At 45.3% G+C, this 24,470-nt stretch carries 33 protein-coding genes, 1 tRNA gene, 1 riboswitch and 1 other annotated feature; of the genes, 11 read left to right on the forward strand and 23 right to left on the reverse strand.

Features of this window, described 5'->3' with window-relative positions; all coding sequences use genetic code 11:
• Positions 1 to 25: 25 nt before the first annotated feature.
• The 6 genes from ACKX14_RS11740 to ACKX14_RS11765 all read right to left on the reverse strand — a co-directional run bounded on the left by ACKX14_RS11740 (position 26) and on the right by ACKX14_RS11765 (position 4,843).
• Positions 26 to 1,978 carry a DNA polymerase gene (locus ACKX14_RS11740; RefSeq protein ID WP_422447845.1) on the reverse strand — a complete coding sequence of 651 codons (1,953 nt, stop codon included), beginning with the start codon at positions 1,976 to 1,978 and terminating at the stop codon, positions 26 to 28.
• 6 nt (positions 1,979 to 1,984) lie between these two features.
• Positions 1,985 to 2,542 carry a DUF2815 family protein gene (locus tag ACKX14_RS11745; RefSeq protein ID WP_422447847.1) on the reverse strand — a complete coding sequence of 186 codons (558 nt, stop codon included), beginning with the start codon at positions 2,540 to 2,542 and terminating at the stop codon, positions 1,985 to 1,987.
• Positions 2,543 to 2,558: 16 nt separating this feature from the next.
• Positions 2,559 to 3,728 carry a DUF2800 domain-containing protein gene (locus ACKX14_RS11750; protein WP_422447849.1) on the reverse strand — a complete coding sequence of 390 codons (1,170 nt, stop codon included), beginning with the start codon at positions 3,726 to 3,728 and terminating at the stop codon, positions 2,559 to 2,561.
• The gene (locus ACKX14_RS11755) at positions 3,728 to 4,111 is read right to left on the reverse strand and encodes a hypothetical protein (protein ID WP_422447908.1); all 384 of its coding nucleotides are present in this window, start codon (positions 4,109 to 4,111) and stop codon (positions 3,728 to 3,730) included. The genes ACKX14_RS11750 and ACKX14_RS11755 overlap by 1 nt, the downstream gene beginning before the upstream one ends.
• Before the next feature lie 106 nt (positions 4,112 to 4,217).
• Positions 4,218 to 4,538, reverse strand: a complete 321-nt coding sequence (locus ACKX14_RS11760) for a hypothetical protein (protein WP_422447851.1) — start codon at positions 4,536 to 4,538, stop codon at positions 4,218 to 4,220.
• Between the two features lie 56 nt (positions 4,539 to 4,594).
• The gene (locus ACKX14_RS11765; RefSeq protein ID WP_422447853.1) at positions 4,595 to 4,843 is read right to left on the reverse strand and encodes a hypothetical protein; all 249 of its coding nucleotides are present in this window, start codon (positions 4,841 to 4,843) and stop codon (positions 4,595 to 4,597) included.
• 57 nt (positions 4,844 to 4,900) lie between these two features.
• Here ACKX14_RS11765 and ACKX14_RS11770 point away from each other — a divergent pair, with 57 nt between their 5' ends.
• Positions 4,901 to 5,185: a YozE family protein gene (locus tag ACKX14_RS11770; RefSeq protein WP_422447855.1), complete on the forward strand. Its 285-nt coding sequence runs from the start codon at positions 4,901 to 4,903 to the stop codon at positions 5,183 to 5,185.
• Here the strand turns inward: ACKX14_RS11770 and ACKX14_RS11775 are convergent.
• Positions 5,136 to 5,555 carry a hypothetical protein gene (locus ACKX14_RS11775; RefSeq protein WP_422447857.1) on the reverse strand — a complete coding sequence of 140 codons (420 nt, stop codon included), beginning with the start codon at positions 5,553 to 5,555 and terminating at the stop codon, positions 5,136 to 5,138. The two genes, ACKX14_RS11770 and ACKX14_RS11775, sit on opposite strands and share 50 nt — an antisense overlap.
• 92 nt (positions 5,556 to 5,647) lie before the next feature.
• Between ACKX14_RS11775 and ACKX14_RS11780 the strand changes: the two genes are divergently transcribed.
• Positions 5,648 to 5,905: a zinc-ribbon domain-containing protein gene (locus ACKX14_RS11780; RefSeq protein WP_422447859.1), complete on the forward strand. Its 258-nt coding sequence runs from the start codon at positions 5,648 to 5,650 to the stop codon at positions 5,903 to 5,905.
• Positions 5,906 to 5,916: 11 nt separating this feature from the next.
• On the opposite strand, the gene ACKX14_RS11785 is transcribed toward ACKX14_RS11780, so the two are convergent.
• From ACKX14_RS11785 to ACKX14_RS11805, 5 genes are read right to left on the reverse strand one after another with little or no spacing between them, the layout of a single operon-like run.
• A complete protein-coding gene (locus ACKX14_RS11785) occupies positions 5,917 to 6,093 on the reverse strand; it encodes a hypothetical protein (protein WP_422447861.1) in 177 nt (58 codons plus the stop codon).
• 52 nt (positions 6,094 to 6,145) lie between these two features.
• Positions 6,146 to 6,319 (reverse strand): hypothetical protein, encoded by a 174-nt coding sequence (locus tag ACKX14_RS11790; protein ID WP_422447862.1) that lies wholly within the window; start codon positions 6,317 to 6,319, stop codon positions 6,146 to 6,148.
• Between the two features lie 42 nt (positions 6,320 to 6,361).
• Entirely contained in the window at positions 6,362 to 6,580 is a 219-nt protein-coding gene (locus tag ACKX14_RS11795; RefSeq protein WP_422447863.1) for a helix-turn-helix domain-containing protein, read from the reverse strand.
• Position 6,581: 1 nt separating this feature from the next.
• Complete coding sequence (locus ACKX14_RS11800; RefSeq protein ID WP_422447865.1) at positions 6,582 to 7,361, reverse strand: ORF6N domain-containing protein; 780 nt, start codon at positions 7,359 to 7,361, stop codon at positions 6,582 to 6,584.
• A complete protein-coding gene (locus ACKX14_RS11805) occupies positions 7,354 to 7,647 on the reverse strand; it encodes a helix-turn-helix transcriptional regulator (RefSeq protein ID WP_422447867.1) in 294 nt (97 codons plus the stop codon). The genes ACKX14_RS11800 and ACKX14_RS11805 overlap by 8 nt, the downstream gene beginning before the upstream one ends.
• 195 nt (positions 7,648 to 7,842) lie before the next feature.
• Here ACKX14_RS11805 and ACKX14_RS11810 point away from each other — a divergent pair, with 195 nt between their 5' ends.
• The 3 genes from ACKX14_RS11810 to ACKX14_RS11820 are packed head-to-tail and all read left to right on the forward strand — an operon-like array spanning position 7,843 to position 10,366.
• Complete coding sequence (locus tag ACKX14_RS11810; protein ID WP_422447869.1) at positions 7,843 to 8,169, forward strand: helix-turn-helix domain-containing protein; 327 nt, start codon at positions 7,843 to 7,845, stop codon at positions 8,167 to 8,169.
• Positions 8,156 to 9,160: an ImmA/IrrE family metallo-endopeptidase gene (locus tag ACKX14_RS11815; RefSeq protein WP_422447871.1), complete on the forward strand. Its 1,005-nt coding sequence runs from the start codon at positions 8,156 to 8,158 to the stop codon at positions 9,158 to 9,160. The genes ACKX14_RS11810 and ACKX14_RS11815 overlap by 14 nt, the downstream gene beginning before the upstream one ends.
• Positions 9,161 to 9,184: 24 nt before the next feature.
• The gene (locus ACKX14_RS11820; RefSeq protein WP_422447874.1) at positions 9,185 to 10,366 is read left to right on the forward strand and encodes a site-specific integrase; all 1,182 of its coding nucleotides are present in this window, start codon (positions 9,185 to 9,187) and stop codon (positions 10,364 to 10,366) included.
• Positions 10,367 to 10,451: 85 nt separating this feature from the next.
• On the opposite strand, the gene ACKX14_RS11825 is transcribed toward ACKX14_RS11820, so the two are convergent.
• Positions 10,452 to 10,526, reverse strand: a tRNA-Thr gene (locus ACKX14_RS11825).
• A 528-nt stretch (positions 10,527 to 11,054) separates the two neighbouring features.
• Here ACKX14_RS11825 and ACKX14_RS11830 point away from each other — a divergent pair.
• Positions 11,055 to 12,446 carry a hypothetical protein gene (locus tag ACKX14_RS11830; RefSeq protein WP_422447876.1) on the forward strand — a complete coding sequence of 464 codons (1,392 nt, stop codon included), beginning with the start codon at positions 11,055 to 11,057 and terminating at the stop codon, positions 12,444 to 12,446.
• Positions 12,447 to 12,500: 54 nt separating this feature from the next.
• Here the strand turns inward: ACKX14_RS11830 and ACKX14_RS11835 are convergent, their stop codons facing one another.
• Positions 12,501 to 13,301, reverse strand: a complete 801-nt coding sequence (locus ACKX14_RS11835) for a lipid II flippase Amj family protein (protein ID WP_422447878.1) — start codon at positions 13,299 to 13,301, stop codon at positions 12,501 to 12,503.
• A gap of 288 nt (positions 13,302 to 13,589) precedes the next feature.
• On the opposite strand from ACKX14_RS11835, the gene ACKX14_RS11840 reads away from it, so the two are divergent.
• Together ACKX14_RS11840 and ACKX14_RS11845 are read left to right on the forward strand one after the other, a co-directional pair.
• Positions 13,590 to 14,486, forward strand: coding sequence for a glycosyl hydrolase family 18 protein (locus ACKX14_RS11840; RefSeq protein WP_422447910.1), 897 nt, complete (start codon positions 13,590 to 13,592; stop codon positions 14,484 to 14,486).
• A 111-nt stretch (positions 14,487 to 14,597) separates the two neighbouring features.
• Positions 14,598 to 14,840: a DUF1540 domain-containing protein gene (locus tag ACKX14_RS11845; RefSeq protein ID WP_422447880.1), complete on the forward strand. Its 243-nt coding sequence runs from the start codon at positions 14,598 to 14,600 to the stop codon at positions 14,838 to 14,840.
• 46 nt (positions 14,841 to 14,886) lie between these two features.
• On the opposite strand, the gene ACKX14_RS11850 is transcribed toward ACKX14_RS11845, so the two are convergent.
• Both ACKX14_RS11850 and serS read right to left on the reverse strand, forming a co-directional pair.
• A complete protein-coding gene (locus ACKX14_RS11850; protein ID WP_422447882.1) occupies positions 14,887 to 15,042 on the reverse strand; it encodes a hypothetical protein in 156 nt (51 codons plus the stop codon).
• A gap of 137 nt (positions 15,043 to 15,179) precedes the next feature.
• A riboswitch (Lysine riboswitch) is annotated at positions 15,180 to 15,360 on the reverse strand.
• A gap of 91 nt (positions 15,361 to 15,451) precedes the next feature.
• Positions 15,452 to 16,729 carry a serine--tRNA ligase gene (gene serS / locus ACKX14_RS11855; RefSeq protein WP_422447884.1) on the reverse strand — a complete coding sequence of 426 codons (1,278 nt, stop codon included), beginning with the start codon at positions 16,727 to 16,729 and terminating at the stop codon, positions 15,452 to 15,454.
• A 73-nt stretch (positions 16,730 to 16,802) separates the two neighbouring features.
• Positions 16,803 to 17,013 (reverse strand) — a binding site (T-box leader).
• Positions 17,014 to 17,209: 196 nt separating this feature from the next.
• Between serS and ACKX14_RS11860 the strand changes: the two genes are divergently transcribed.
• Together ACKX14_RS11860 and ACKX14_RS11865 are read left to right on the forward strand one after the other, a co-directional pair.
• Positions 17,210 to 17,701, forward strand: coding sequence for an ECF transporter S component (locus ACKX14_RS11860; protein WP_422447886.1), 492 nt, complete (start codon positions 17,210 to 17,212; stop codon positions 17,699 to 17,701).
• 13 nt (positions 17,702 to 17,714) lie between these two features.
• Positions 17,715 to 18,707: an AIR synthase family protein gene (locus tag ACKX14_RS11865; RefSeq protein ID WP_422447888.1), complete on the forward strand. Its 993-nt coding sequence runs from the start codon at positions 17,715 to 17,717 to the stop codon at positions 18,705 to 18,707.
• A gap of 5 nt (positions 18,708 to 18,712) precedes the next feature.
• Here the strand turns inward: ACKX14_RS11865 and ACKX14_RS11870 are convergent, their stop codons facing one another.
• From ACKX14_RS11870 to ACKX14_RS11885, 4 genes are read right to left on the reverse strand one after another with little or no spacing between them, the layout of a single operon-like run.
• On the reverse strand, positions 18,713 to 18,958 hold the full coding sequence (locus ACKX14_RS11870; RefSeq protein WP_422447890.1) for a FeoA family protein: 246 nt from the start codon (positions 18,956 to 18,958) through the stop codon (positions 18,713 to 18,715).
• Positions 18,955 to 19,134 carry a hypothetical protein gene (locus ACKX14_RS11875; RefSeq protein ID WP_422447892.1) on the reverse strand — a complete coding sequence of 60 codons (180 nt, stop codon included), beginning with the start codon at positions 19,132 to 19,134 and terminating at the stop codon, positions 18,955 to 18,957. Before ACKX14_RS11875 ends, ACKX14_RS11870 begins: the two co-directional genes overlap by 4 nt.
• Complete coding sequence (locus ACKX14_RS11880) at positions 19,131 to 20,603, reverse strand: nucleoside recognition domain-containing protein (protein WP_422447894.1); 1,473 nt, start codon at positions 20,601 to 20,603, stop codon at positions 19,131 to 19,133. Before ACKX14_RS11880 ends, ACKX14_RS11875 begins: the two co-directional genes overlap by 4 nt.
• On the reverse strand, positions 20,581 to 21,174 hold the full coding sequence (locus ACKX14_RS11885; RefSeq protein WP_422447896.1) for a FeoB small GTPase domain-containing protein: 594 nt from the start codon (positions 21,172 to 21,174) through the stop codon (positions 20,581 to 20,583). The genes ACKX14_RS11880 and ACKX14_RS11885 overlap by 23 nt, the downstream gene beginning before the upstream one ends.
• A gap of 222 nt (positions 21,175 to 21,396) precedes the next feature.
• Between ACKX14_RS11885 and ACKX14_RS11890 the strand changes: the two genes are divergently transcribed.
• Positions 21,397 to 21,603 (forward strand): hypothetical protein, encoded by a 207-nt coding sequence (locus ACKX14_RS11890; RefSeq protein ID WP_422447898.1) that lies wholly within the window; start codon positions 21,397 to 21,399, stop codon positions 21,601 to 21,603.
• A gap of 62 nt (positions 21,604 to 21,665) precedes the next feature.
• Here the strand turns inward: ACKX14_RS11890 and ACKX14_RS11895 are convergent, their stop codons facing one another.
• The 3 genes from ACKX14_RS11895 to ACKX14_RS11905 form a co-directional block, all read right to left on the reverse strand.
• Positions 21,666 to 22,100: an NUDIX hydrolase gene (locus ACKX14_RS11895; RefSeq protein ID WP_422447900.1), complete on the reverse strand. Its 435-nt coding sequence runs from the start codon at positions 22,098 to 22,100 to the stop codon at positions 21,666 to 21,668.
• 126 nt (positions 22,101 to 22,226) lie between these two features.
• On the reverse strand, positions 22,227 to 22,694 hold the full coding sequence (locus ACKX14_RS11900) for a MarR family winged helix-turn-helix transcriptional regulator (protein ID WP_422447902.1): 468 nt from the start codon (positions 22,692 to 22,694) through the stop codon (positions 22,227 to 22,229).
• Between the two features lie 66 nt (positions 22,695 to 22,760).
• Positions 22,761 to 24,197: an MATE family efflux transporter gene (locus tag ACKX14_RS11905; protein WP_422447904.1), complete on the reverse strand. Its 1,437-nt coding sequence runs from the start codon at positions 24,195 to 24,197 to the stop codon at positions 22,761 to 22,763.
• Between the last annotated feature and the right edge of the window lie 273 nt (positions 24,198 to 24,470).

The raw sequence follows: 24,470 nt of genomic DNA on the forward strand, positions 1-24,470 counted from the left end.
CAAGGTATCACCTCTTGAAAGACCATCAGTCTTTCATATAGTAGTCAGTCTCAAAGCCATCCGCCCTAAGGGGTAATCCCGGAGCCCAGGGGATGGGTTGGCTCATAATTTCAGATACTTCTTCCAGGGAGCCAAAGCCGTTGGGCACATCAAGGATCACTTCGTCGTGAACATGAAAAGCTATCTTATATCCCGCAACATCTAACCTGAGCATGGCTTCGGCCAGACAGTCTCTGGAAACGGCCTGAACGATGTTCTCCACCAGTTTTGGGCCGTAGGTGCTTATCCTGCCCCAGGATTTTTTCCCCTGCTCCACTCCCTCATAGGTAAGAATAGGGTTGCCAAAACGCTTGTCCGTCTCTATTTTTGGTCTCACATATGCCAGCCGGCGGCCGGAGGGAAGTCTAATGAATAACCCGCCAGACTCATATGAGAAATCTATGCCGTGGTGTAGAGAAACGGTCGTCTTTTCTTTGACTGCTTTTATCGCCGCATTTCCTACGTCCCACCAAAACTGGACTATGTTTGGGTTTGTCTCTCTCCATGTGGCCACCAGTTCTGGAAGTTCTTCTTCCGTTAGCCCCATTTTGAGAGCCCCCATTGCGACCAGCGCCCCTACACTGCCGCCGTAACCGAGGGCCAGCTCTGCGATTTTGCCCTTCTGGCGGAGTGGGTTGTCTTTTGTAATAGATTCGACCGGAACCTTGAACATCTGAGCGGCTGAAGCTTCATAGATTTTTCCGTGTGAGTTGAACACATCTATTCTCCACTTCTCATCCGCAAGCCAGGCGATTACTCTGGCTTCTATGGCCGAGAAGTCGGATACTATGAACCGAGAGCCGGGGGATGGAATGAAGGCTGTCCGAATCAATTGAGAAAGGACCTCCGGCACACTATCATATAGTAGTTCTAAAAGTTCATATTCACCGGCTTTCAATAAACGCCTGGCCAGGTCAAGGTCCGGCATTGAGTTTCTCGGAAGGTTCTGCACTTGCACCAATCTTCCCGCCCATCTACCTGTCCGGTTGGCTCCGTAAAATTGCAATAGGCCCCGGACCCTACCGTCAGGACAGACGGCTCTGTCTATCGCCTGATATTTTTTGACCGAGGTTTTCGCCATCTCCTGTCGTATTTCCAGCACTCTTTTAACTGTTTCGCATCCTGCTTTTTCCAATAGCACCGGCACTGTTTCTTTTGAGAGGCTCTCTATTTCTACGCCTTCAGTCTCTTGTAACCACGTTTTTAGCTGGGCCACGCTTTTGGGATTTTGCAGGCCGGTGAGTGTGATGGCTTCTTTTTCAAGTCTTTTCTGATATGTAGTGTCAAAGGTTATGGCGTTTCGGACCAGCTCCAGGTCCACCATAACGCCGCTGTCGTTTATTCGTTGATCCAGCTGCCAGAGTTTCCATTCTTTTTCTGGGACCGGATATTTTTCCAGGGTTTTTCTTATGGCCCGTTCCACTTCTACGTCCTGCCGGCAATATTCTATAAATCTTTTCCATTTCTCCGGAGCATGTTCCGGAAGGTTTCGGGTCCTCATCCCATTTGATTTTGTTGGTTTACAGGGTATAGAAAAATATCGTATTAACGCTTTACCCGCAGCGTCTTTTTGCTGTTCCAGTTTGAGGGCTTTGGCTACTTCTTCGAGGTGTCCTGGAAGGCCAAGAGTAAGGGCGTGGACTGCGGAACATCTCCATTGCTCTGGTGGTGTTGAGATTCTGAAATATTTTGCTATACAGGTTCTTTCGAAATTTGCGTTATATGCGGTTTTGATTATGTTTGGATTTGTGAGGGCTTCAAAAACTTCTGGTGGTAGCTGCTCTCCTTGAGCCAGGTCAATGACCATCACCGGTTCATCGCCAAAGGCGTATCCGAAAAGAAGTATCTCAAAGTCTGGTGCTTCTGTGTAGGCGTAGACCCCGCATCTGGCGAGGTCCACGCTGGAATATGTCTCGATATCAATACCCAATACGCGCATAGCTTATCAACCTAAAAAGTCTTCTTCTTCTTCGTCTTCGACTACATCGAAATCGTCTTCAGGCCTGCTTCGGCCGCCCAGGTAATCTCCGTCGGCCAGCTTTTGGATGTTATTGAGGCCGCAGGCAATACCTTTATTTCCTGCCTGATTGAATGGATAGAAATTGATGCTTGCCCGCCCGTAGCAGCCGGAGTAAACCTCGGTGGAGTCAATTATTTCATTTAATTGTCTGTCCACGATACCGGGTTTCTGTTTTGACGTAGCGTTAAGGAAATAATGACCCTGGAATTCCGGCTGGTCCGGTCTTTCTTCGTCTCCATCCCGGAGGGGTAGCTTTAGATTGGCCGGTATCTTTCCTCCCCATAGGCTGACGCCTAATTGTTTGGCCGCCTCAATTGCTGCTTTAATTTTTTTCAGGGTTTCTTTGTCTGATTTCGGTATGAGCAGGCATACGCTGTATTTGGGCTCCTGCCCCTCTGATATTGCTACCGGCTTAAAAATATGGCAGTAGCTGAATCTCACTTTCCCTGTAATTACTTTGGTGTCTGAATTTGTGATTGCCATCTCGCATTTCTCCTTCTCATATAATATTTTCTTTGAAATCTTCCACTGCCGAAGCAACGGAAGATATTTCTGGTCTTTTGTCGCTCTCCGGCACTAAAGTGGGTTTACCTGCCGGCTTAATGATGAATTCACCGAGAAGTTCTTCAAAGCGTTTTTTGCCCAGGAGCTTTTCCATGGCGGTGATTCCGAGTAGAGATTTAGTGTAAATCTCCTCTTCTTTATAGCCTTCGATAATGAGGGTTTGGGCTACGGCGTCTTCATCAGCGTATTTTCTGTTGCTTCTACCCTCAACCAGCTTCCAGCCCGGGAATTTTACGCCATGATTTTCTGCTTGATCAAGTGCATAGGTTTTTATATCGGTGACCCAGGATTGTAATTCTTCAGCTTTGAACAGGATCTCGGCTATTTCTTCATGTGTTAGCAACGCCGGTTCTCGAAATTCATATTTTGCAAGCTCCAGGTTTGCCTCTGCCCGTGCTCTGCATGTGAACCGAGCCCGGCAAAATCGGCAGTGTTCGCTGGCGACAAATTCTCCTTCTCCTTTAAATGCCATCTCTGCTCTGGGCTTGACGTAGGTTTCTCCCCAGGTCAAAAGTTCTTCTACTGTAACCTCATCGGTAGATATGCTATCAAGTCTCGGCTGCACGATAGTCATTCGCACAGTATCAAAGTCGTAGAGGCAGTTAAACTGATTTATAGCGCCCAGGCCGTAGAGCCGCATTTGCGTGTTTCCTCCCGCTGAGACCGGCACTCCCTTCCCGTATTTAAGGTCAACGATCTCCAGAATCCCGTCTGCAATTATAACCAGGTCACCGGTGCCGAAACCTTCCGGCACCCAGGGGCTAAAGTCAAGTTTTTGTTCAAGGAGGATTACAGCATCATTAGATCTGGCACGAGCTTCATTAATTTTTTCAATTGCTATATCTATATAAGTTTGGATGTAATCTTCCATCTCTTGAGAGTAGAATGGATTTTCCTGCGCTTTTTTCAATTCTCGAAGGTATCTGGTTTTTTTATTGGGATTCAGATAATGTCTTAAATGCAATTCTGCCAGCGAGTGGGCGAAGGTTCCCTCCGCCGCATACTCGCTTGTTTCTTCAGGAAATTGCTGTTCCAGTCTGACGCTGGGTGTGCAGGTCAGCCATTTTTCGGATCCCGAGGCGGAAAGGATTGCGTGGTCCGCCATTATAACCCCTCCGCTTCGGCTAGCAGCTCAGGGTATTTTTCAGGTGGTATATCAGTTAGTTTTTTAGCTCCAAATTTGGTAATGAGTGCTTTTACCTGCGCTTGTTTGCCGGATTGGGACAGCGCCGCAAGTTTGGCCCTGACTTCTTCCAGGGTTATGGTGTGGGTGAGGGTTTCTGCCGGTTTTGTAAATGTTTGATTCGATGCTTGTACAGTTTTTGTTATCGGTACTTGAGTGGGTGCTGGAGTAGATTCAAGTGTGGGTTCTGTTTCAGGTGTTGGCATGGATTCAGATACAGGTTTGGACATTTCAAGTAAAGCTGCGGCCAGGGCTTGAATGGCACCTGCCAATTCAGGTGCATCGATTTTTATACTGATGTTCATATCCACGGTTTCTCTCTCCTTTTGATTTACTTTTTTAATTCTATCGGGCATAAAATCCCGACAAGCTCGTTATTTTTGAATAACCCTTGTCAAGGTAATACCTTCTTTATATCTTGCTTTGGCATTCGATTTCGTTCTCTCTTCTTTCTGAAATTACCCCTTTTTTCTTTGCTCTGTTCAAGATGTGGTATAGACTGTAGGGAGTAGTGCAATATATGTCGGCCAGTTCTGTATATGTTACGCCGGACTTTTTGATCTTGTATATATCTTCCAGGTCTGCCTTTGTATATTGCATTTTAACCCTGTCGGGATGGTTGCTTTCAAGTTTTTTGAAAGCTACTTCAGGAATACAATTTCCGAGGATCGCTATAATCAGGGCATACCAGTTTTCTTTGGTAGAAAAACTGTTTACGTCTTTTCTTATCACTTTTTTCTCTCCCTTGATTCCCTCATTTACCAGTGGTAAAATGAGGGTGAGTGGTTTTATGCCTTCTCAAGCTCTTGCCGGAGCTCTTTGAGAAGGTCTTTTGTTTTGCCCTTAAATATAAAAAGTGATTTTATTTCGGCTTTTGCTGTATCAATTTTCAGGTATTCAATCATAAGTTTTTTTAATTCTATTCGGAGCTTGTCTGCTTTTTTAGCGGCCTCAACAGCTAGAGCCATGATTTGATTACACTCATTAAGCTGTTGAGTGATGCCATTAATTTCTCTTTCGAGTTCTTCCTTAAACATAATCACTGCCCTCCTTTCTGTGGTAAAATCTTTTTGGAGAGGAGGTGATCTATTAAGATGAATATTTCAAGAATATCCGGTGGGATTCCAATTCCGTGGACTTTTAAAACCTGGATTGCTAATTTTAAAGACGTGGATCTTCCTATAGGTGACTTAGCTCGAGATATTTTAAGCAACCCTGATTTTCCTGAAGAAGATGATTTTGGATATATTCATGAATACCTTATTAGTAAAAATTTTGGGTCAAATGTTATTGAGACATTTTCTACTGTATGGTGTTTTTATTGTGCTTCTAATCATTTATTACATCTGGAGAAATTAAGAGAACAATACCGGAAGTAACAAGCCCTCGAGTTCCATCAGAAGATCGGTAAGGAACATATTTTTTTCTTAATTCGTAGGGTGAATAAGGTTGCCCTAAGGATATTTTTTCTATTCCTTTTCTACTTTGTAATTCTTCGATTAAAGCCTTTGTTGTAATGTTTTTTAAATTTACTTTTTTTGGTTTTTCTTTTGTATTTCTTAACTTTTGAATTCCTAGAGTCTTCTCTAACAAGTCTTGTGGAAAAATATCAAAATTTAGGCTAATGGATGTTAATATTAAAACCAGATCCTCCCGAGATAAATTCTTTAAAGCTACCAGCTTACGGAATTTATCTCTTTTTCTTTCGTCATCAGTAATATACCTAAACCGTATCATTTCTTCTTCCACCCCTCTCACCTCCCTCTTTTTAGTCAACTTACAGGATTTGCCTTATCAATGTAGAAATAGTATTAAGGGTGCCGATAAAGGAGTTGATTAAATTGTCTTTTGACTTGAACGATTTTTTCGGTGATGAACCGTTCACAGTTCAGTGCCCAAATTGCAAGAAAACCTTTAAAATCAAATTTGGTAAAGTTTTAAAGAATCATTCTGTAATTCAATGCCCAGCCTGCCAAGCTAAGTTTGAATTACAACATGATTCAACTACTGAAAAATCAATTCGTGACAGCAATAAAGCCCTAAAAGACTTTAACAAGTCTTTGAAAGACTTAGAAAAAACGTTGAAAAAGTTTAGATAATTAGGTTGTGATTAGTTCATCGGCACCCTTTTTGATAAAAGCTGAATTTGATTTGAGAGTTCGTTTAACTTGTCTATAAGTTTTTCACTCGAAAGATTTACGGTGATTGTTTTAGAAATGGCTTTATCCTCAAGTTCTGCCAATCTCTTTTCTAATTCCTCTACTCGCTGTTCCAGTGTCTTTTCCATCCTTCTCACCTCCCCCCTCGTCCACTTTCGGCTCAAAGAATTTTGCTTATCATTACTTGCCCTCTCGATTCAGGTTCTCAAGTATTGCTTTTACTGTTTCATTGTCAGCGTATTCTTCAAGGATGTTCTCCAAATATCCAAGCTGGAAGTCAGTTAAAATAACTTTTTTAAAGGTTATGTTATCACCCAGTAGTTCTTTTTCTCTTTTTGATATTGCTATTTCCATATTGTTTGCCTCCCCTTTGCTCAATTCAACTATTTTTATCAGTTATGCCCTCTTTTTAACAAGTTTTAATGTATGATTTGTATTTTGTTGGCAATCCTTTAACCATTCGATAAATGCAGTCTTAGGAATTCGTATCGCTCGCCCAATTTTCTTTACCGGAAAACCGGGTGTATTTATTAATTCATATGCTGAGCACCGACCAATACGGAGAATTTTTTGTATATCCGACACGGTTAAAACTGCGGGATATTCTTCAAGCACTTTAAATACCCTCCCCGCTGTTGACTAATTCCTTTATTCTTTCTCTGCCAGCTTCGTTATACCGCCAGGCTTGTACTTGTTTTGGTGAGTACGGGGATTTGTCCCATACATATATACCGTATTCAGGTGTCTTGATACCGTGTTTGTTTGCGATCCTGCCGACCCTGTTGGCGGATATGCCTAATTCTTTTGCTATCTCTTCCGCGGTATAAGTCTTTTCGGTTTTTGGCAGGGGGAGTAAAGGCTGGCCAGTAATAATTTGACTGGCGTATGAATATAGAACTTGCTTAAATTCAGATGGAACTTCGGGCTTGTCCGCTATTTTAAGTAAAATGTTGGCTTCTCTAGCCCGAGCGTTTTTAAGGCGTACTTCGATTTCTTTTTGTTTAAATTCATTAAGTGTGGTAATTTTGGTAACTTCTTTTGCCCTAAAATATGTGTTTACTAATTGGCGTTGGATCTGCCAGGCAAGATCATCATTCAATGACTTGGTAAGCATAAGATAGCCGGATTCGGTGATAAGAATTAATTCTTTTGCATTACTGCCGACGAAATTCGTCGTCTGTTTATAAGCCGCTAATTCTTCACCTGTGAGATAAAAATAATCCTCGTTATGGATAAATTTATCTCTGTTCTCTCTAAAGTTTCTTCCAGCTGTTCCGTCAGGTCTTCCATGAACTTCATCAATGTCTTTAAAAGTTACTACCCTTTGGCCTTGATATTCTTTGATTGTTAATTCGTGTTCCCGATTATCAATATGTAACCTAACAACTTCACCCATTGACCGCACTCCTTTCTTTATTTTTTGATTTTATTTCAATGAATTTATTGAGATGCTGATTCAAACCATCTTTTTTATAACTATTAGTTGTATTAAATGGTAAAAAAATATCTTCTAAAGTACATTTGAATAAACTAGACATTTTTATAGCAAGTTCCGGACTTGGTTTTTTATGGCCGCCTTCCATTTGGTACATCATACCGCTGCTGATGCCAAGTGCTTTAGCCGCAATCTTAGCAGTTTTAAAACCTGCGTTTTTTCTTAACTTTGTTATATGGTTTGCCATTATTTTCCCTCCTTTCAAATATTATATTAACACTAATAGTTGTATTTATCAAGAGTTACTACAACTGATAGTGAGAATTTACCAGCTATTTTCTTTTATTTGCTCTTTATTGCTCGTTTTATCACTATTAGTTGGATTGATTTTATTATAACTAATAGTTATAATAAAACTAATAGTTGTTAGGAGGTAAAAATTATGATAGGAAAGAGAATAAAAGAATTAAGATTAAATAGGAAAATGACACAAGAGGAATTGGGTAAAATTATTGGCGTTACAACTTCTATGATAGGTATGTATGAAACTGGCGTAAGGAATCCAAGTTATACAGTTTTAAATAAAATCGCCGAATATTTTAATGTAACAACCGATTATCTTTTAGGCCTTGAAGAAAAAGAAGATGCAGAAATACGTGCTATAGCCCGCGCTTTTAAAAATCTTTCATCTGAAAAAAGAGAATTGTTATTTAAGCTTGCAGAGTCCATGGCTGAAGAGGCTGAAAAAGACAAAAATGGGGAAAATTAATTATCGTCATGACTATGTTCATGATAAAATAGCGGATTTTATAGTCGAATTCGATATAAAAAAATTACCAGTTGAACCCCTCGAAATTATTAATAAAAAGAAATGGACTTTGCGCACTTATGAGTTTTATGCAAGAAAACATAAAGTTAAAATCAAAGATATTATTGAAGCATACGGAAGTGAAGATGCATTTACGATATATAAAAACGGTTTATATTCAATAGCATATAATGATAAAATACGTTCAAGTGGCAGAATACGATTTACTTTAATGCATGAGATTGGCCATATTTATTTAAAACATCTGGAAGAGTTCAATCATACGATTTTATCAAGGGGAGGCTTAAATAAAAAAGAATATGAAATGCTTGAAAAAGAAGCAAACATTTTTGCTTCTGAAATCCTTAGCCCTTATTCTGTTCTTTTAACATTAAAATGGACAAATTATGAATTAATTAAAAAGTATTGCGGATTATCAATACATGCAGCTAAAACAAGGGCATCTCAATTATTTGATCTAAGAATTAATAGGATTTATATTGATGAAGGTTCTATTATTTATCGAAACTTTTTTGATTTTATTAACCAAAAATATTGCCCAGTATGCGGCTACGGTTTTATATCTAAAGAATCCGTTTATTGTCCGATATGTGGAAATAAACTAAAATGGGGAGAGGGATATATGAAATATCGTGAAGGAGTGCCTTTAGACGAAAATAATAGGGCATTAATATGCCCGAGATGTGAAAATGAAGAAATTGATGCTGAAGATAAATACTGTAAAATATGTGGTACATACTTAATTCAAGAGTGCTCAGATAATGATTTTAAGCCTGGCTGTGGTTACAAACCCGTTAGTAATGCTAGATTCTGCCCTATGTGTGGTAATACGACTACTTTTTATGATCAAAAATTATTAAAAGACTGGAAAAAAGAGAAAGAAGAGATAGAATTTGAACAAACAATAGATGAAACAGAAGTGCCTTTTTAAGGTGAATGTGGATATCTTATACTTGTGGAGAAAGAAAATAAAAGAATTAAAATCGAAAAACAGGGGGTGTTATTATTGCGTGGCCATATCACAAAGAAAAACAATAAGTGGTATTTTGTAGTCGATATAGGCAAAATTGATGGAAAGCGGAAACAGAAATGGTCCAAAGGTTATGATAAAAAGAAACTTGCAGAAGAGGCCCTGGCGGAATTCATACAGCAATTTAATGCTGGTGAATATATTGATAATAAAGGAATCACCGTTGCTGAATATTTAAATAAATGGTTTCATGATTACGTTGAAATAAAACTGGCCCCCAGAACACAAATAAGATATCTTGAAATCATTAACAACTATTTTATTCCGGAATTTGGACGCATAAAATTGAGCGATTTAAAGCCATATCATCTTCAATCTCACTATTCCAAAGTTATTGAAAAACTTTCTGCTTCTACAGTTCTTTATCACCACAGAGTGATCCATAAAGCATTAAAACAAGCGGTAAAATGGCAATTTATATCGCACAACCCTGCTGATAATGTTGAACCTCCCAGCGCTAATAAAAGCGATTTTACGGTATTATCTGCCGAACACATAGACAAGCTAATACAATATTTAAAAGAGCAAAACCATATTTTATATATTCCAGTTCTCCTCGCAGTAATGACAGGGATGAGGCGGGGAGAAATTTGCGGTCTTCAATGGCCGGATATTGATTTTAATACCGGTACTTTGCAAATTAAACGACAATTGCAGCGGATTAATGGAGAATTGGTTTTAAGAGAAACAAAAACAGCCGGAAGCCGCCGGCCTATATCACTGGATGATATTACTATATCACTTTTAAAAGAATATAGGCAAGAGCAGAAGAAAAACAGGGTTCTTTTTGGACCTGAATATCACGTAGAAAACTTCGGTTTTGTTTGTACCTGGCCCGATGGAAAGCTCCTAGATCCGGATTACATTTCTCATGTTTTCCCAAGGCTTTTAAAAGAATTGAACTTGCCACCGGTCCGTTTCCATGATCTGAGACATACCAGCGCCACTATGCTCTTGGAGGCAGGTGTAAATCCAAAGGTCGTAAGTGAGCGGTTGGGTCATACCGATATCAGAATTACTTTAAATACTTATTCTCATGTGCTCCCCAATATGCAAAAAGAAGCAGCGGAGAAGCTCGCTGAAAAACTATTTTCAAAATCACGTTAGAAGAATGTTAGAAGAATGGCTTCTAACTATGTTTTGGTTAGAAATTCAAAAGTCCCGCAAATCCTTGCGGGGCTTGGTTTTCATTTGGAGCTGATGGAGGGATTCGAACCCTCGACCTGCGCATTACGAGTGCGCTGCTCTGCCACTGAGCCACATCAGCCTGTTTTAAAGTTGTTAAAATATGCAGTTCATATTAGTCCATTACTACATGGCAGTTCTTGATACTGCTCAAATATTCCGCGTTTACAATTTTACTCTATTTTGGCCTCTTAGTCAATAATTTTAAGCTGAATGAATTCATGCCGTTTTATACCGGCGGGTATTGCAACTTATGATATCCTGCTTTTAACCGCCGCATAACCACCTCAGCCCGAGCCACACCCAGGCTACCCTCATATATAGGCCGACACAATATTGCCCTTAGTTTAAAAAGCAACGATAATCGTTATCGATTCATAATTATATTTATTAAAAAATTTATGACATAAAAGAGGAATTCTTAATTTGCTGTAGAATATATATAACATCTATATGCTCATCTTTGATGAGCGGCTGGATGGATTATCCATTTTGCCCTCGCGGTGGAGGGGGTGATCGGCGTCAATTATAATAAACGACTTCAAAGGCCTCATATGTACCGGTGAAAAGTTGTGTATTGTTCAGAAAAAAAGTGATTGGAGGTTAGAAAATGACCCTTGCTCACTGGATTTATGCATTGGGAACTCTTGTGGTTGTGCTTACAATGATTTTCCGGCGCAATGTTTTAATCCCCTGTATCGTTTCCACTTTCTTAATCGGGCTTATCTTTAAGGGTTCTCTTGTGGGAGCCGTGACAACGGTTTTTAATGCCAATATCATAGCTCTCACTGAACTGGGCAGCATTTTCGTAATTATAGGACTCATGGTGGCAATGCTAAAGTCTTTAAGCGTGACAGGAGCCGACGAGTTGCTGGTCATGCCTCTAAAGAAACTGATGGTATCTCCTCTTATCAGCTATATCGTTATAATTGTTTCCACCTATATTATTTCTCTGTTTTTCTGGCCCACGCCGGCGGTTCCGCTTATAGGCGCTTTGCTGGTACCCGCCGCCGTAAAAGCCGGACTGCCGCCCATGGCCGGAGCCGTGGCATTGGCACTGGCCGGTCAGGGGATGGCCCTTTCAGGTGATATGGTTATCCAGGGCGCACCCGGCCTTTCCGCCAAAGCCGCAGGCGTCCCCGTCCCGATGGTGACAGGCAGCGCCGCCGTACTGTCACTGGTAACGGGTATTGTGGCCATCATACTTGCATATTTCATGATGAGAAAAGACATAGCCAAATTCCAGGCCGATGGTATTAGAGAAATGGCCTCTTCCAGCGACGTAAATCCGGCCATGCAGGTGCAGGCTAAGGAAAAGCAGGGTCAGGCTTACGCTCCGTTCCTGGTGTGGCTGCTGATCATCTCCATGGCTGCCGTAATATTTGCTATGTTCCGCTTTAACATCAAAGGCGGCGACGCCTCGGCCCTCCTCGGCGGGACCGCCATCCTGATCATGACAGTGGCAACACTTCTTGTGGAAGGCGTGAGAGGTCTTGACAAGATAGCCGACCACCTGACCGACGGGCTTGTATTCGCCTTCAAAGTCATGGGCCAGATTCTCCCCATAGCCGGGTTCTTCTTCCTGGGCAACCCCGAAGCCGTGGTGAAGATCATGGGAGAAGGCGCGCCGGGCTACCTTTTCGACATCGGCAAGATGCTCGCCCAGGCCATCCCGCCCCAGGGATTCCTGTCCGCCTTCGGCATGCTAATCCTCGGCATCATCACCGGTCTTGACGGGTCCGGGTTTTCAGGCCTTCCCATGACCGGAACCCTCGCCGGAGCCATGGCCGGTGGAAATCAAACGGTAGCCTCGACCCTGGCCGCCATAGGTCAGATCGGAGCCATCTGGTCCGGCGGCGGCACCATCATAGCCTGGAGTTCCCTGGTGGCTGTGGCCGGCATCGTGGGAGTACCGGTCCTGGACCTCGTCAGAAAGAACTTCATACCCGTCATCGTCGGCATGATTGTCTCCACCATAGTCGCGGTGCTTTTCCTGATGTAAAAAAGCGGGGTTATACCCCGCTTTTTTAATTACTCCCAGCCGCTTACAATACTTTCAGACGATCAGCTTCGTAATTAATACCACGAATTCCGCCGCTTTCAAAAATATGAGCTGGCTCAGAACCGTACCAAGTATCTTGCCTCCCACCAGAAAAGCCACCATGGTATTGGCCTCCTGCCTTTCCCTTAATCCCTGCAAGGTCTGGTCGGTAATTATGGCGGCCTGCGGGTCCACCACAATGGCCAGGAGTATGGTCGCGGCTCCGTTGATTATGCCCGAAAGCTGACTGGCGGTAATGCGGTACCGCGGCACCAGAGCACCGGCGTAAATGGCTGCCAGGACACCGATGGTCGATATGGATGTTATGATGAGATTTAAAATTAAAAAAGTGGGAGGAATTTTTTCGAGCCTCAACCCTCGAAGCAGAGAGAGACTGGGTCTTTTGAGGCTTTTTCTTATTTTCCCCAGCGGCCTTTGAAAATAGATTTGCCCGAGCAGCTGGGGTATTGAGCCCGCCTGTTCCAGCTTTATTATCCCCCTGGAGAAGATTTCAACAAAGCTGGGTATCAGCACAGCCCCCAGAATGCTCCCCATCGTTGCCGAAAATATTATCCACCGGAAATCGCCAAGCAGCAAGCCCGCGCTCCCTTCAATGATGGCCCTGTCCACTATGCTGCCCAGAAGGGGCGCCTGGACCATGTTGGCCGTCCTCGATATGAGCACAATAATATTGAACAGGGATATGGCCATGGCAAGTCTTTTGGTTCTTATGCCCGCAAGGCGCACCGAGTAAGAAAGGGTATCCACCATATGAATGGTGGCGGTAAATAATATTATAATCAGCAGCCTTTCCATATGTCAGCCTCTTTACCTCTTAAATCCCGACACTAAATGAACAACACATCATTCCCTTGATATTATATAGCTCCGCCAATGAAATATCAAGAAAAAGCCGGTGTTTTGGAAAACCGGTAAAAGGGGTTTTTCTTAATTGCACCCTGTCTTTGAACCCCGCAGGCGCTTCCCGTATAGTATATATTGTAAAATAAATGCGGGGAGGGATTGTGTTTGAACCAAGTCCTGCAGTGCCAGAAAGAAAACAACTGGTTTTACGTATCCACCAATGAGGCGCTGGTTGACCTGATGCTCCACGCCCGTGAGATAGATAATCTTGTGCCCTTCTGGTTCGGTGTCACCGACCAGGGAACCCTTGTGGACCAGTCCCAGCCGGAGGCTTTGCGGGTGGCCAGGGAGAACAATCTGCCCATTCTGGCCATAATTCACAACTTTGCAGACCCTCAAATGTCGGAATTGATACATGAAATATTGACCACTCCGGCCCTCCGTCAAAACCTGGTAAACTCCATTGAAGAACTGCTGATTTCCCGGAATTTTGCAGGTGTGAATATCGACTTTGAATTCGTCCCGCCGCCCGACAGGGCCGCTCTCAATACTTTCATGAGGGAACTTTACCGCAGGCTTTCTCCCAGATTCAGGGTAACCATTTCCGTCCCGGCCAAACTCGAGGAGAATCCCCGCCACCCTTTCTCCGGGGCTTTCGACTACGAGACCCTGGCCATGTTCTCCGATGAACTTTTTATACTGGCTTACGACGAGCACTTTTCCGTCCCCGGGCCCGTTGCATCCATAGGTTTTGTGCGCCGGGTGCTGGATTTCGCCATAACCAGGGTTCCCAGATACAAGATAAAACTAGGCATGGCCGCCTATGGATATGACTGGGTGGAAGCCGGCGGCATGCCCAGGGCTTTGAGTTACAATGAGGCCATCGCTCTGGCCAGGGAATACGGGTCCGTTATAGTTTACGACGAGACTGCCCAGGAACCCACTTTTACGTACACCGCCGATAATGTGAGACATATAGTGTGGTTTGAAAATGCGCGGAGCTTTTCGGCTAAACTCGACCTGGTAAACGAATACGGTCTTGCAGGCATCGCCGTCTGGCGGCTGGGCCAGGAAGACCCAAGAGTCTGGGAGGTAATACGGCTCAAACTCAAAAAACATAACTTCCCTCTGTTTTAAAAAAACAAAAATTTTTTTGGAAAAACTATCCATATATGCCATGAATCCATAGCATAACAGACCATCAAAAGAGTAAACTAATATTGAACAATACTTTAAGGAGGTAATGATATGGCAAGGATTCACTGCAGCGTATCGAACTGTCATTACTGGAAAAGCGGAAACGTATGCGATGCCTCTGAAATTATGATTACTTCGGATACGATAGGCGACACCATGGGCGATAACTTCGACGCCCCCAAAGCTTCCACCGCCCCTCAGACCCCTGTGGCATCCTGTATGGAAACCTGCTGTAAGACCTTTGTGGCGTCCGACAATGCCGCCAAAAAAGCCGACGGAGTTTACAGAAAATAGCGGTTTCATGATAAAAAGCAGCGCTGGTGCGCTGCTCTTTATTTTATTATTTTCTGTTCAAATCTATCCATATAAATTCTCTCAAGTAATCGGCATAATTTTCCGCCCAATCCTTGTGGCGTGAATGCATGTTTTTTTCCTGCCTCAGCCTTTCAATAAAGGCTTCCATACCCTCCTCGGGGGGAACAAAAATTTTTTGCATTTCTCCACCTCATTTTACAGATAAAAAGTTTTTAATAAAAAACTATTATTTAACATAATATGCAAAAAAACGGCCCGTGGATACTACCACAGCCGTTTCTTTCCGGAGAAAAGCATGGAAACCCCTCCTTCCCACAGCAGTGTGATAGCGCTCCACTCAGGGCCCGGGAAGCCCCGAGTGACAGTCCTGCACCTGTTCGATGCAGGCCCAGCCATGCCGCCCGCCGGCAGCAAGACTTCGGCGATGACCCCTTTCTCCCCTTTCAACGGCCGCCGCCTCCGGGGGATACTCATGATACACCGCGCCTCTACCGCACCTCTTTCGAGGCAAGGTATTTAATGTTTTAAATTGTTTTATTTAATTTTACATTGATGAGCGGCGTTTGTCAAAAGTTTTTTTCCACCATTTTTTATTTACAGATTTTTTCAATGCCTCTCATGTAAGGCCTCAGCGCTTCGGGGACGACCACGGAACCATCCGCCTGCTGGTAGTTTTCCAGTATGGCGGCTGTGGTCCTGCCCACCGCGAGCCCAGAGCCGTTTAACGTGTGCACAAATTGAGGTTTTGCCCCTTTTTCCGGCCGGTACTGGATTTTTGCCCTGCGGGCCTGGAAATCTTTGAAATTACTGCAGGAAGAGATCTCCACATAGCGGTTGTAACTCGGCATCCATACTTCGATATCATAGGTCTTGGCCGAAGAAAATCCCAGGTCGCCGGTGCAAAGGGCCACGACCCGGTAGGGGAGACCCAGGATCTGGAGCACTTCCTCGGCGTCGCGGGTCAGTTTCTCCAGTTCATCCATTGAGGTCTCGGGTTCTGTGAACTTTACAAGCTCCACTTTGTTAAACTGATGCTGCCTTATAAGCCCGCGGGTATCCCTCCCTGCGGAACCCGCTTCCGCTCTGAAGCATCCGCTGTAGGCCACGTAGTATATGGGAAGATCCTCTTTCGAAAGGATTTCCTCCCGGTGAAGGTTTGTGACCGGAACTTCAGCGGTGGGTATCAGGAAGTAGTCGGTGTTGTTATAAAGCTTGAAAGCATCTTCTTCGAATTTGGGCAGCTGGCCCGTGCCGGTCATGCTTTCCCGGTTGACGATAAACGGCGGAAATATTTCTTTATATCCGTGTTTTTCGATATGCAGATCCAGCATGAAGTTTATAAGCGCCCGTTCCAGCCTGGCCCCGGCCCCTTTGTAGACCGTAAACCTGGAGCCGGTAATCTTTCCTGCCCGGTTAAAGTCAAGGATATCCAGGGCTTCCCCTATATCCCAGTGGGCTTTAAAATCAAAGTCAAAGTTTCTCGGCGTCCCCCACCGGCGGACCTCCACATTGTCCTGGTCGCTCCTGCCCACGGGCACCGATTCGTCGGGTATGTTGGGAATGGTGAGGAGAATCTTCTGCAATTCCTCTTCCACGGAACTAATCCGTTCGTCCATTTCCTTGATTTTCTTAGATACCTCTCTCATCTGGGCGATAAGGTCATCAGCCGGTTCGCCGGATTTTTTCCTCCTGGCAATTTCCTCAGACTCCTGATTCCGGAGGCTTTTCAGCTTCTCCGCCTCAAAGAGCAGGTTCCGGCGCTCCTCGTCGAGTCTCAGGAAGTCATCAAGATCCTGGGGCTTCCCTCTCTTTGCCAGGGCATCTTTAACGATGTCGGGGTTCTGGCGTATAAACCTGATATCAAGCATGTTTATACCTCCCTCAAGACATTTTGAACATCTGATTTTATAAAACAAATTTGTAAACAAAAAACCTCCGCCCCAAAGGGGCGAGAGGCACCCGCGTTGCCACCCTTCTTTTTCCTTCATTGCCATAACGGAACTCCTTCTTCACCTGAAGCGCGGAGTCCCGACGCCTTTTTGGAAGGCGCTGCTTGGGGGCGGAATTCTGCACGACCCTTTACCGGCTTGCACCAGCCGCCGGCTCTCTACCAAAAAGGCCCCTGCATACTTTTCCCCTTCATCGCATCTGTGTATTATTATACCCAAAAATCGGAAGAATTTCAACAGCGGGAATAAAAGGGGAGCCCATCCGGTGTAAAAAATGAAATGCCGGAATTGGCATGCCCTCATTAAAATGATATAATTATCATACAAACCAAAGCTGCGGCTTCATGCCATTTCTCATCCCGGCATATTTTATTTTTTACGGGGGAGGGGGTAATATATATGAGCGACCGCATAAAAAAACTGGCCTTTCTCGGGCTTTTTATGGGGCTGCTGGTGATTGCCACATCGGTGTTGCGGTTTCCTGTGCCCACCTTCAACCTTTATTTTAATCTGGGAGAATCGGTAATATACCTGGTGTCCCTCATTTACGGCGCTTACCCCGGCGCCATAATAGGCGGGGTGGGTTCGGCCCTTTCCGACCTCATCGCCGGCTATCCGGTCTGGGCCCCCATAACATTCATAATAAAGGGTCTTGAAGGTTTTATAGTAGGCTCACTGGCCCGAAAATTTAACCCTTACGCCGGTGTGACCGCCGGGGCCCTGTGGATGATGACCGGATACGCCACCGCCGCAGGCTTTTTGTACGGCATAGGGGCTGTTCCGGTAGAGCTCGCCGGCGATCTGATGCAGGTGAGCGCCGGCGCAGTCATCGCCCTGCTTTTGCACGGCAGGCTAAATAATCTTTCTTTTAACGACGAAGACAAATTTTAGAGGTGATACCGCATTGAAAATCGGCAAAATTCCGCCGGAAATTTTAAAGAAGAGCGTATACCCGTTCCTCGGAAAACGTCGGAAGGAAGTGCTGGTTCATTCCGGATTTGGTGAGGACTGCAGCGTTATCGACTTCGGCCGATACGTGGCTGTGGCTTCCAGCGACCCTATAACCGGCGCCGACAAAAACGGCGGCTACCTTTCGGTTTTTATCTCGTGCAACGACATCGCAGCCTGCGGTGCGGAGCCCGTCGGCATCCTGGTGACACTGCTCCTGCCCGAAGGAGCCGACGAGGATATGCTAAAAAACTTGATGGAGGGCATCCATCGGGGGGCGGCCAAAATCGGCGTAGAAGTGCTTGGAGGCCACAGCGAAATCACCGCGTCGGTGGTAAAACCTGTGGTTTCGGTGACGGCTCTGGGGATTGCCGGTAAAGGGGAATACGTCACCTCATCGGGGGCAAAGCCCGGCGACGACGTAATAGTGACAAAAGCCCTTGGCCTGGAGGGCTCTGCGGTGCTGGCCTGTGACTTTGAAGAATTTCTGAAGACAAAAATTCCGCCGGAAGATGTCTACAGGGCCCAGGGGTTTCTCGAAATGATAGGTGTAATAGAAGACGGTCTTACGGCGGCCAGGGCCGGAGTATCGGCCATGCACGACATAACCGAAGGCGGACTTCTGGGGGCGGCTTACGAAGTGGCCGAGGCTTCGGGGGTGGGTATTGAAATATATAAAGAAAAATTGCCCATCCTGCCCGAAACGGCGGCGATTTGCCGGGCCTTTGACATAGACCCCCTGGGACTGATATCCAGCGGGTCCATGCTCATCTGTACCCCCCGGGGCGAAAAAGTGATGGAGGCCCTGGCTCAAAAGGATATACCGGCCTTTCGCGTCGGCAAAATCACCGCCGGCGGCAGGTATTTAATTTCGGACGGTTCGAGAATCCCTCTGAAACCCCCCGAAAGGGACGAACTCTACAGGGCTATCGAAAAGGCAAAACGGTAATCTTTTTATTTTTTTATCACCACTATGCTCCCGGTAATCTCTTCATCGGCAGCTATCCGGGTATTACCTACTTTGAATATATATGACGGGAACTTTTGCATCAAAGACACTTTCATCCCGGGCAGCACGCCCAGGGCCATTAATTTGTTCAGAGTCTTTTTGTCCCGCGCTTCTATTCTGGAAACGACTGCCTGATTCCCCACCTCCAGTTCCGTCAGCAACATTTCTCTGCCGTCCGCCTTTGCCGTCATAATGACTTCCTCCCGTTTTTCATCCACTTGAAGAGACCGCTTTGTCTTACATTTTCAAAGCCGCATCTGGGGCACTTTATCTTGCCGCAGCGCCCGCTCATCGGGCACCCTCTGCACCCGGCGGCCTCCCTGCTGTTTTCATCAAACTCATAGCCGCAAAATCCGCATTTAATCACAGCACCACCCCCAGTGCAGTCAATATCCGGTTCAGGAAAAATCCTGCGAAGAATGCGAAGGGAAATATAAACGCCACTATGGCCAGGGTCGTCTTTATTCCCCGTTCCTTCACCATTATTGAAAACTGGGCGATGCATGGCACGAAAAGTGTCAGTGTGGCCGCCGCCACCACCGTCTGAACGCCGTTTAAAGCCCCGCTTTTTTGAAGATCATAGAGGCCTGCAGCGCCGTAGTCCCTGCGGAAGAATCCGAACAGAAAGGCTTGGGCCGCATCCGGCGGAAGCCCCATGGCTTTCATCACCGGAGCAAGGGCGCCGACGGCCAAGTCAAATAATCCCGTCATCTTGCCCAACCATATCAGGACGCTCGCCAGGATAAACATCGGCACTATCTCGAGAAAATACCACTGTATCCTCGAAAAGGTCTTTTCCAGCACGTTGGCCAATACAGGCACCCTCAGCGGCGGGACTTCCATATAAAAATTCGGCCTTTCTCCCGGCATTATCCGGGCTGTGAGATAACCAATGAACAAAAATACCATTGATATAAATCCGACCCAAACCGCCATGGCGTAGGGCCTGCCCGAAAGGAGAGCCATTATGACCCCCAGCTGTGCCGAACACGGAATGGCCAGCGCCAGCAGGAGAGTGGCAATAATCCTTTCCCTCCTGGTTTCCAGCGTCCTGGAGACCAGGGTGGCCATGGTATCGCATCCGAACCCCAGGGTCATGGGTATGACGGCCCTGCCGTTTAAGCCGATGCCTTTAAAAACCCGGTCCACCAGAAGGGCCAGTCTGGGAAGATAGCCGGAGTCTTCTATGATTGAAAATGCCAGGAAGAAAGTCCCCACAATGGGGAGTATAATGGCCACGGCGTACCTCAACCCCAGGGTTATTATGCCGTAGTCCAGAGCCAGCAACTCTTGCAGCGGCTTATATGGTATCAGCGACGTCACCAGGCTGTTGATCCAGGGGTTGATGTAAGCTTCGAAGATATTGCCTTCTATAAAGTCTACGATGGTGCCCGCCCCAAACTGACCCACGAATTTATAAAGGCCGAAGTAAAGCACCAGCAATAGCAGCGGTATGCCGGTGAGAGGCTGGACGGTAATCCGGTCCAGCCAGGCCTCCATCGAAGATTCCCCGCTCCTGTCTATCCGTATTACTTCACTCAGGATCTTCTCCACCCTTTTTTGCCGCTCCAGAGCGATTACATACTGAAGTGGTTCCCGGTATGCCTTTTTTGTCCTCTCAATTATTTCGGTTATCCTGGAAAAGTCTTTTTCTCTTTGCTTCACCAAAGACAATATTTCTTCATCATCCTGCAGGAGTAAAAAAGCTATGGCCCGCCCGGATAACCTGTAGCCTGATTTTAAAAGGGCCTCTATTTCGGTCGCGGCCTTTTCAATGCCATTGAAGTATACCTCTGGCCTTATTTCATTGAATTCAAGCGGCCCGCCTTCTGTCATAATCCGCCACCTTTCTTTTGAAATCATCCAACCCTCGATGCAGCGCAGCGGCCGTCCCCACAACGGGTATGTCCAGGATTCGGGACAATCTGTCTATATCGACTTTTCTGCCTATTTTTTCCGCCTCATCCATCATATTTACCACCAGAATCACCGGCAAACCGGCTTCCTTTAGCTGAAGCGTCAGGGAAAGCATTCTTTCCAGATTTTTTGCATCCGCCACATGTACCACTATATCCGGCTCTTCCTCCAGCAGCAGCGTCCTGGTAACCCTTTCTTCTTCGGTGATGGGTACAAGGGAATACATGCCCGGAGTGTCTATTACTTCATATACATCCCCGCCTATCCTGCCGGTACCCCTGGAGATTTCCACGGTGGTGCCCGGGTAATTGGAGACCGTCACGTAAGAACCAGTAAGCTGATTAAATATAACGCTTTTGCCCACATTGGGAGTACCCACCAGCACCAGCTTTTTCTTTCCGGCCGCTTCTTCGCCGCCGTCGCGGCCCTTTCTCTTGAAGCCGTCCATTATGACAGTAAAAATATTCTTTTTGTTCCTGCAGCAGTCCATCCTCCGCGCCTCCTTGATAATCATTCTCAATGGCAGGTGAAAAAAAATATTTTTACGCTAACATATTATGATAATTGATATCAATTGTCAATCAGTGATATTGATTATTATTCACGCCCGATGCTGGACTTTCATTAAATTTCTATTTGCTGCGTCGTTTTTTGCATAAAGACTAAATTTCTGGTTATTATATGGACGTAACCTTCTCAAGGAGGGGAGCTTATGGGGGACATAGTTGACATAACAGCCGGACTGGCGGATTTGAAAACCATGTGCTACAGAAACACTCTTGCTCTTGTGAGCCTGATAGAAGTGCTGATAGAAAATGGAGTCATCCAAAAAAACGACGTAGCCTTAAAAGCCTTGGAGCTGGATGAAGAGATACAAAAAAATTTGAAACGTCTTATAAAATGTAAGTTACGCAAATAAAAAAATGGGCAGCCAAAAGCTGCCTTTTATAACAAAAAAAGCCCTGTCAAACCAAAACGGGTTTAAACAAAGACTTCTCCCTTTTCTCTGTAATCCTGATATTTTTTAAAAGAAAGTCTCACAAGAGATTTATCCTGGCTGTAAGTAACTTTCTCCAGAGCCTCATCAATATCGTAAAAGCCGCCTTCGGAAAAACCCAGTTCCGCATTGGGAGTACTGTTTTCGTTGACGGCTTCCATCAGGAACCAGGTAATCTGATTGCAAACGGGCCGTTGCCTGGAATAGGAATAAAATTCGTAGCATGTCTCCCCTACACAGGAAATGATTCTGGCGTCAGCCCCCGCTTCAATTTTGACCCTTTCAACGGCCACCTCCTGGGCGAGTTTTCCGGGGCGAATAACACCTTTGGGCAGCACCCATTCGTTTTTGTCGTTTTTGAGGATTAAGACCCTGTCGCCCGAAAAAACTACCCCACCGGCGCATATTCTTGTGAGCATGCCCTCAGCCTCCTTCTTGTCTTCATTTGCAGCAATTGTCATATGTAAAAATTTCGACACATTTTGCAAAATTCCTTCTTTGTACCTCATGCCTTTTTTACCGGTGGGTTAGCCGGCAACCCTTCGTCAACTTGTAATTTTTTCCACCACCGCCCTTAGCTCCTGCGCGGTCTTCCAGAGAGTTTGTTTTTCTGCGTCGTTAAGCTTTTTTACGTCGTCTATTAAAATTTCCAAAAACCCCTGCCTATATTCTTCCAGTGCTCTGTCACCGGCCGGGGTTATCCTGACCATAACCACACGCCGGTCTTCCGGGAGAAAAAACCTTTCCACCAGCCCTTTTTCAACGAGCCTGTCCACCATTACCGTCAGGCTGCCGCAAGAAGTCCGTATGTCTTCGCCGAACTGGCTCATTTTGTACGGTCCGTGGTTTTTCAAAGTGTACAGCACCCGGTACTGGTTTAAAGTTATGTCAATATTATCGTTTCTCAAAAAGTACTCTCTGTTAATGGACTTCATCCACTTATTGACAGCCCTAAAAAGGCCTTCAATGGATTCGGCCAGTTCCCGGTCTCTGCCTTTCGTGAAGCCACTCACCCTAAAACCTCCTCCATCGCAATTGTGTTTCCCGAACGGTAAGCCCTGTTTCGCCCGGGGATTTTTTTATTTTTCCGCCAGTCTCTCTTTTTTTACAACCCGGCTCTCCTCTCCTTCGTGATGCTCTACCGGCTCAATAACCCGGGCTTTTTTCCACCGCCCGGTAAAATAATAACCCACGCTCAAAAGCGTACTTAAAATCGAGCTGAGCGTCATGGCCACCCACACGCCGTTGCTGCCCAGCGGGGTGAATTTTGAAAGATAATACGCCACCGGCACCCGTACCACCCACAAAGAAAATATGGATATCAACATGGTTATGAACGTGTCTCCCGCACCTCTTATGATGCCGTTGGACACCCATAGCATGCCGAAGGGGATGTAAGAGATCCCCAGTATCCTCAATATTTTTGCGCCCTCCCTCAACAGGGCATCATCGCTGGTAAACATGGTCAAAAGCTCCTCCGGGAAAAACCATACCAGACAGGTTACAAAGCCTGTTATGATGAGAGATAGGACGCTGGCCCATTTCATTACTTGTTTTACCCGGTCATACTTCCCCGCCCCTATGTTTTGGGCCGTAAGGGACGATACAGCCAGGCCGATGGACATGGAAGGCATGAAGGAAAAAGAATCTATCTTGCCGGCGGCGCCCCAGGCCGCCACGACCATCGGCCCAAAAGAATTCACCACCGACATCATTACCGTCGACCCCAGGGCTACTACGGTTTGCTGTATTCCCGCAGGCAACCCGATTTTTATTATTTTTTTCGTCAGTTCGCCATCATATTTAAAATCGCTTATTCTTACTGTCAAAAAGTGGTCAACGCTGTAAAGATATCTTACCGCCAGCAAAAATGATATGGCCTGGGATACCATGGTAGCCAGTGCGGCACCGTTTATGCCCATTCTGGGGATGGGGCCCAACCCAAATATAAAGATTGGATCCAGTACAATGTTTATCATGGTTGTGTAAAATAGAAATTTCAGCGGCGTCCTGGAATCTCCCAACCCCCTGAGCACAGCACTTATGACATTGTATCCGAAGGTGAATATCATCCCCGCAAAAATTATACTTAAATAACCGCTGGCGGGATTTATCAACTCTTTCGGCGTATTCATCAACACAAGGATCGACCTGTGGAATAAAATTCCGACAATGGTTATGAATACTGCCGAGATTGAAAGCAGGAACACGGAATTATTTACGGTCTTTCTCATCATGTCCTCATTGTCGGCACCCTTGTACTGCGCCACCAGTACGGTGGTTGCCACCGTTATACCCATAACCAGCGAAACCAATACAAATATTATCGGAAAGCTTACGGAAACCGCCGCCAGCGCTTCGGGGCCCAAAAACTTCCCCACCCATATGGTGTCGACGGTGTTGTAAAGAGTCTGCAAAAGATTTCCCAAAAAAAGGGGGATGGAAAACTTTATGAGGTGCATTGGGATGCTGCCCTTTGTAAAATCCACTATGGTGTCCTGTCTTTTCACTAACATCACCCCGGCCTTCTCTATTGAGCTCATGCATATCGCTCAATCGTTTTTGTGTTTTTTATTTACATATTTTACATTGGCAGCCGGTTTTATTCTTTGCTTCTTAAAACCCGCTCAGTTTTTTGATTTTAAAATTATTTTATACTCAAAATATATTATAGCAAAAAAAAGCTGATTTCAACTTTAATTTCAGCTTTGTAAAACAAAAATGGCTCCCCGAGCAGGATTCGAACCTGCGACCCTCCGGTTAACAGCCGGATGCTCTACCGCTGAGCT

Origin of the sequence: Thermorhabdus hydrogeniformans, assembly GCF_049310025.1 — a bacterium.
GTDB lineage: Bacteria > Bacillota > Thermosediminibacteria > Thermosediminibacterales > Tepidanaerobacteraceae > JBJYKD01.

Excerpts from the sequence above, each read along its gene's own strand:
- ACKX14_RS11810 (WP_422447869.1), top strand. The coding sequence starts at position 7,843 with ATGATAGGAAAGAGAATAAAAGAATTAAGATTAAATAGGAAAATGACA.
- ACKX14_RS11850 (WP_422447882.1), bottom strand. The coding sequence starts at position 15,042 with ATGCAAAAAATTTTTGTTCCCCCCGAGGAGGGTATGGAAGCCTTTATT.
- ACKX14_RS11800 (WP_422447865.1), bottom strand. The coding sequence starts at position 7,361 with ATGGGTGAAGTTGTTAGGTTACATATTGATAATCGGGAACACGAATTA.
- ACKX14_RS11890 (WP_422447898.1), top strand. The coding sequence starts at position 21,397 with ATGGGGGACATAGTTGACATAACAGCCGGACTGGCGGATTTGAAAACC.
- ACKX14_RS11750 (WP_422447849.1), bottom strand. The coding sequence starts at position 3,728 with ATGGCGGACCACGCAATCCTTTCCGCCTCGGGATCCGAAAAATGGCTG.
- ACKX14_RS11860 (WP_422447886.1), top strand. The coding sequence starts at position 17,210 with ATGAGCGACCGCATAAAAAAACTGGCCTTTCTCGGGCTTTTTATGGGG.
- serS (WP_422447884.1), bottom strand. The coding sequence starts at position 16,729 with ATGCTTGATATCAGGTTTATACGCCAGAACCCCGACATCGTTAAAGAT.
- ACKX14_RS11790 (WP_422447862.1), bottom strand. The coding sequence starts at position 6,319 with ATGGAAATAGCAATATCAAAAAGAGAAAAAGAACTACTGGGTGATAAC.
- ACKX14_RS11785 (WP_422447861.1), bottom strand. The coding sequence starts at position 6,093 with ATGGAAAAGACACTGGAACAGCGAGTAGAGGAATTAGAAAAGAGATTG.
- ACKX14_RS11830 (WP_422447876.1), top strand. The coding sequence starts at position 11,055 with ATGACCCTTGCTCACTGGATTTATGCATTGGGAACTCTTGTGGTTGTG.
- ACKX14_RS11755 (WP_422447908.1), bottom strand. The coding sequence starts at position 4,111 with ATGAACATCAGTATAAAAATCGATGCACCTGAATTGGCAGGTGCCATT.
- ACKX14_RS11745 (WP_422447847.1), bottom strand. The coding sequence starts at position 2,542 with ATGGCAATCACAAATTCAGACACCAAAGTAATTACAGGGAAAGTGAGA.
- ACKX14_RS11765 (WP_422447853.1), bottom strand. The coding sequence starts at position 4,843 with ATGTTTAAGGAAGAACTCGAAAGAGAAATTAATGGCATCACTCAACAG.
- ACKX14_RS11885 (WP_422447896.1), bottom strand. The coding sequence starts at position 21,174 with ATGGACTGCTGCAGGAACAAAAAGAATATTTTTACTGTCATAATGGAC.
- ACKX14_RS11870 (WP_422447890.1), bottom strand. The coding sequence starts at position 18,958 with ATGACGGCAAAGGCGGACGGCAGAGAAATGTTGCTGACGGAACTGGAG.
- ACKX14_RS11770 (WP_422447855.1), top strand. The coding sequence starts at position 4,901 with ATGAATATTTCAAGAATATCCGGTGGGATTCCAATTCCGTGGACTTTT.
- ACKX14_RS11840 (WP_422447910.1), top strand. The coding sequence starts at position 13,590 with ATGCTCCACGCCCGTGAGATAGATAATCTTGTGCCCTTCTGGTTCGGT.
- ACKX14_RS11845 (WP_422447880.1), top strand. The coding sequence starts at position 14,598 with ATGGCAAGGATTCACTGCAGCGTATCGAACTGTCATTACTGGAAAAGC.
- ACKX14_RS11895 (WP_422447900.1), bottom strand. The coding sequence starts at position 22,100 with ATGCTCACAAGAATATGCGCCGGTGGGGTAGTTTTTTCGGGCGACAGG.
- ACKX14_RS11905 (WP_422447904.1), bottom strand. The coding sequence starts at position 24,197 with ATGTTAGTGAAAAGACAGGACACCATAGTGGATTTTACAAAGGGCAGC.
- ACKX14_RS11740 (WP_422447845.1), bottom strand. The coding sequence starts at position 1,978 with ATGCGCGTATTGGGTATTGATATCGAGACATATTCCAGCGTGGACCTC.
- ACKX14_RS11880 (WP_422447894.1), bottom strand. The coding sequence starts at position 20,603 with ATGACAGAAGGCGGGCCGCTTGAATTCAATGAAATAAGGCCAGAGGTA.
- ACKX14_RS11835 (WP_422447878.1), bottom strand. The coding sequence starts at position 13,301 with ATGGAAAGGCTGCTGATTATAATATTATTTACCGCCACCATTCATATG.
- ACKX14_RS11805 (WP_422447867.1), bottom strand. The coding sequence starts at position 7,647 with ATGGCAAACCATATAACAAAGTTAAGAAAAAACGCAGGTTTTAAAACT.
- ACKX14_RS11815 (WP_422447871.1), top strand. The coding sequence starts at position 8,156 with ATGGGGAAAATTAATTATCGTCATGACTATGTTCATGATAAAATAGCG.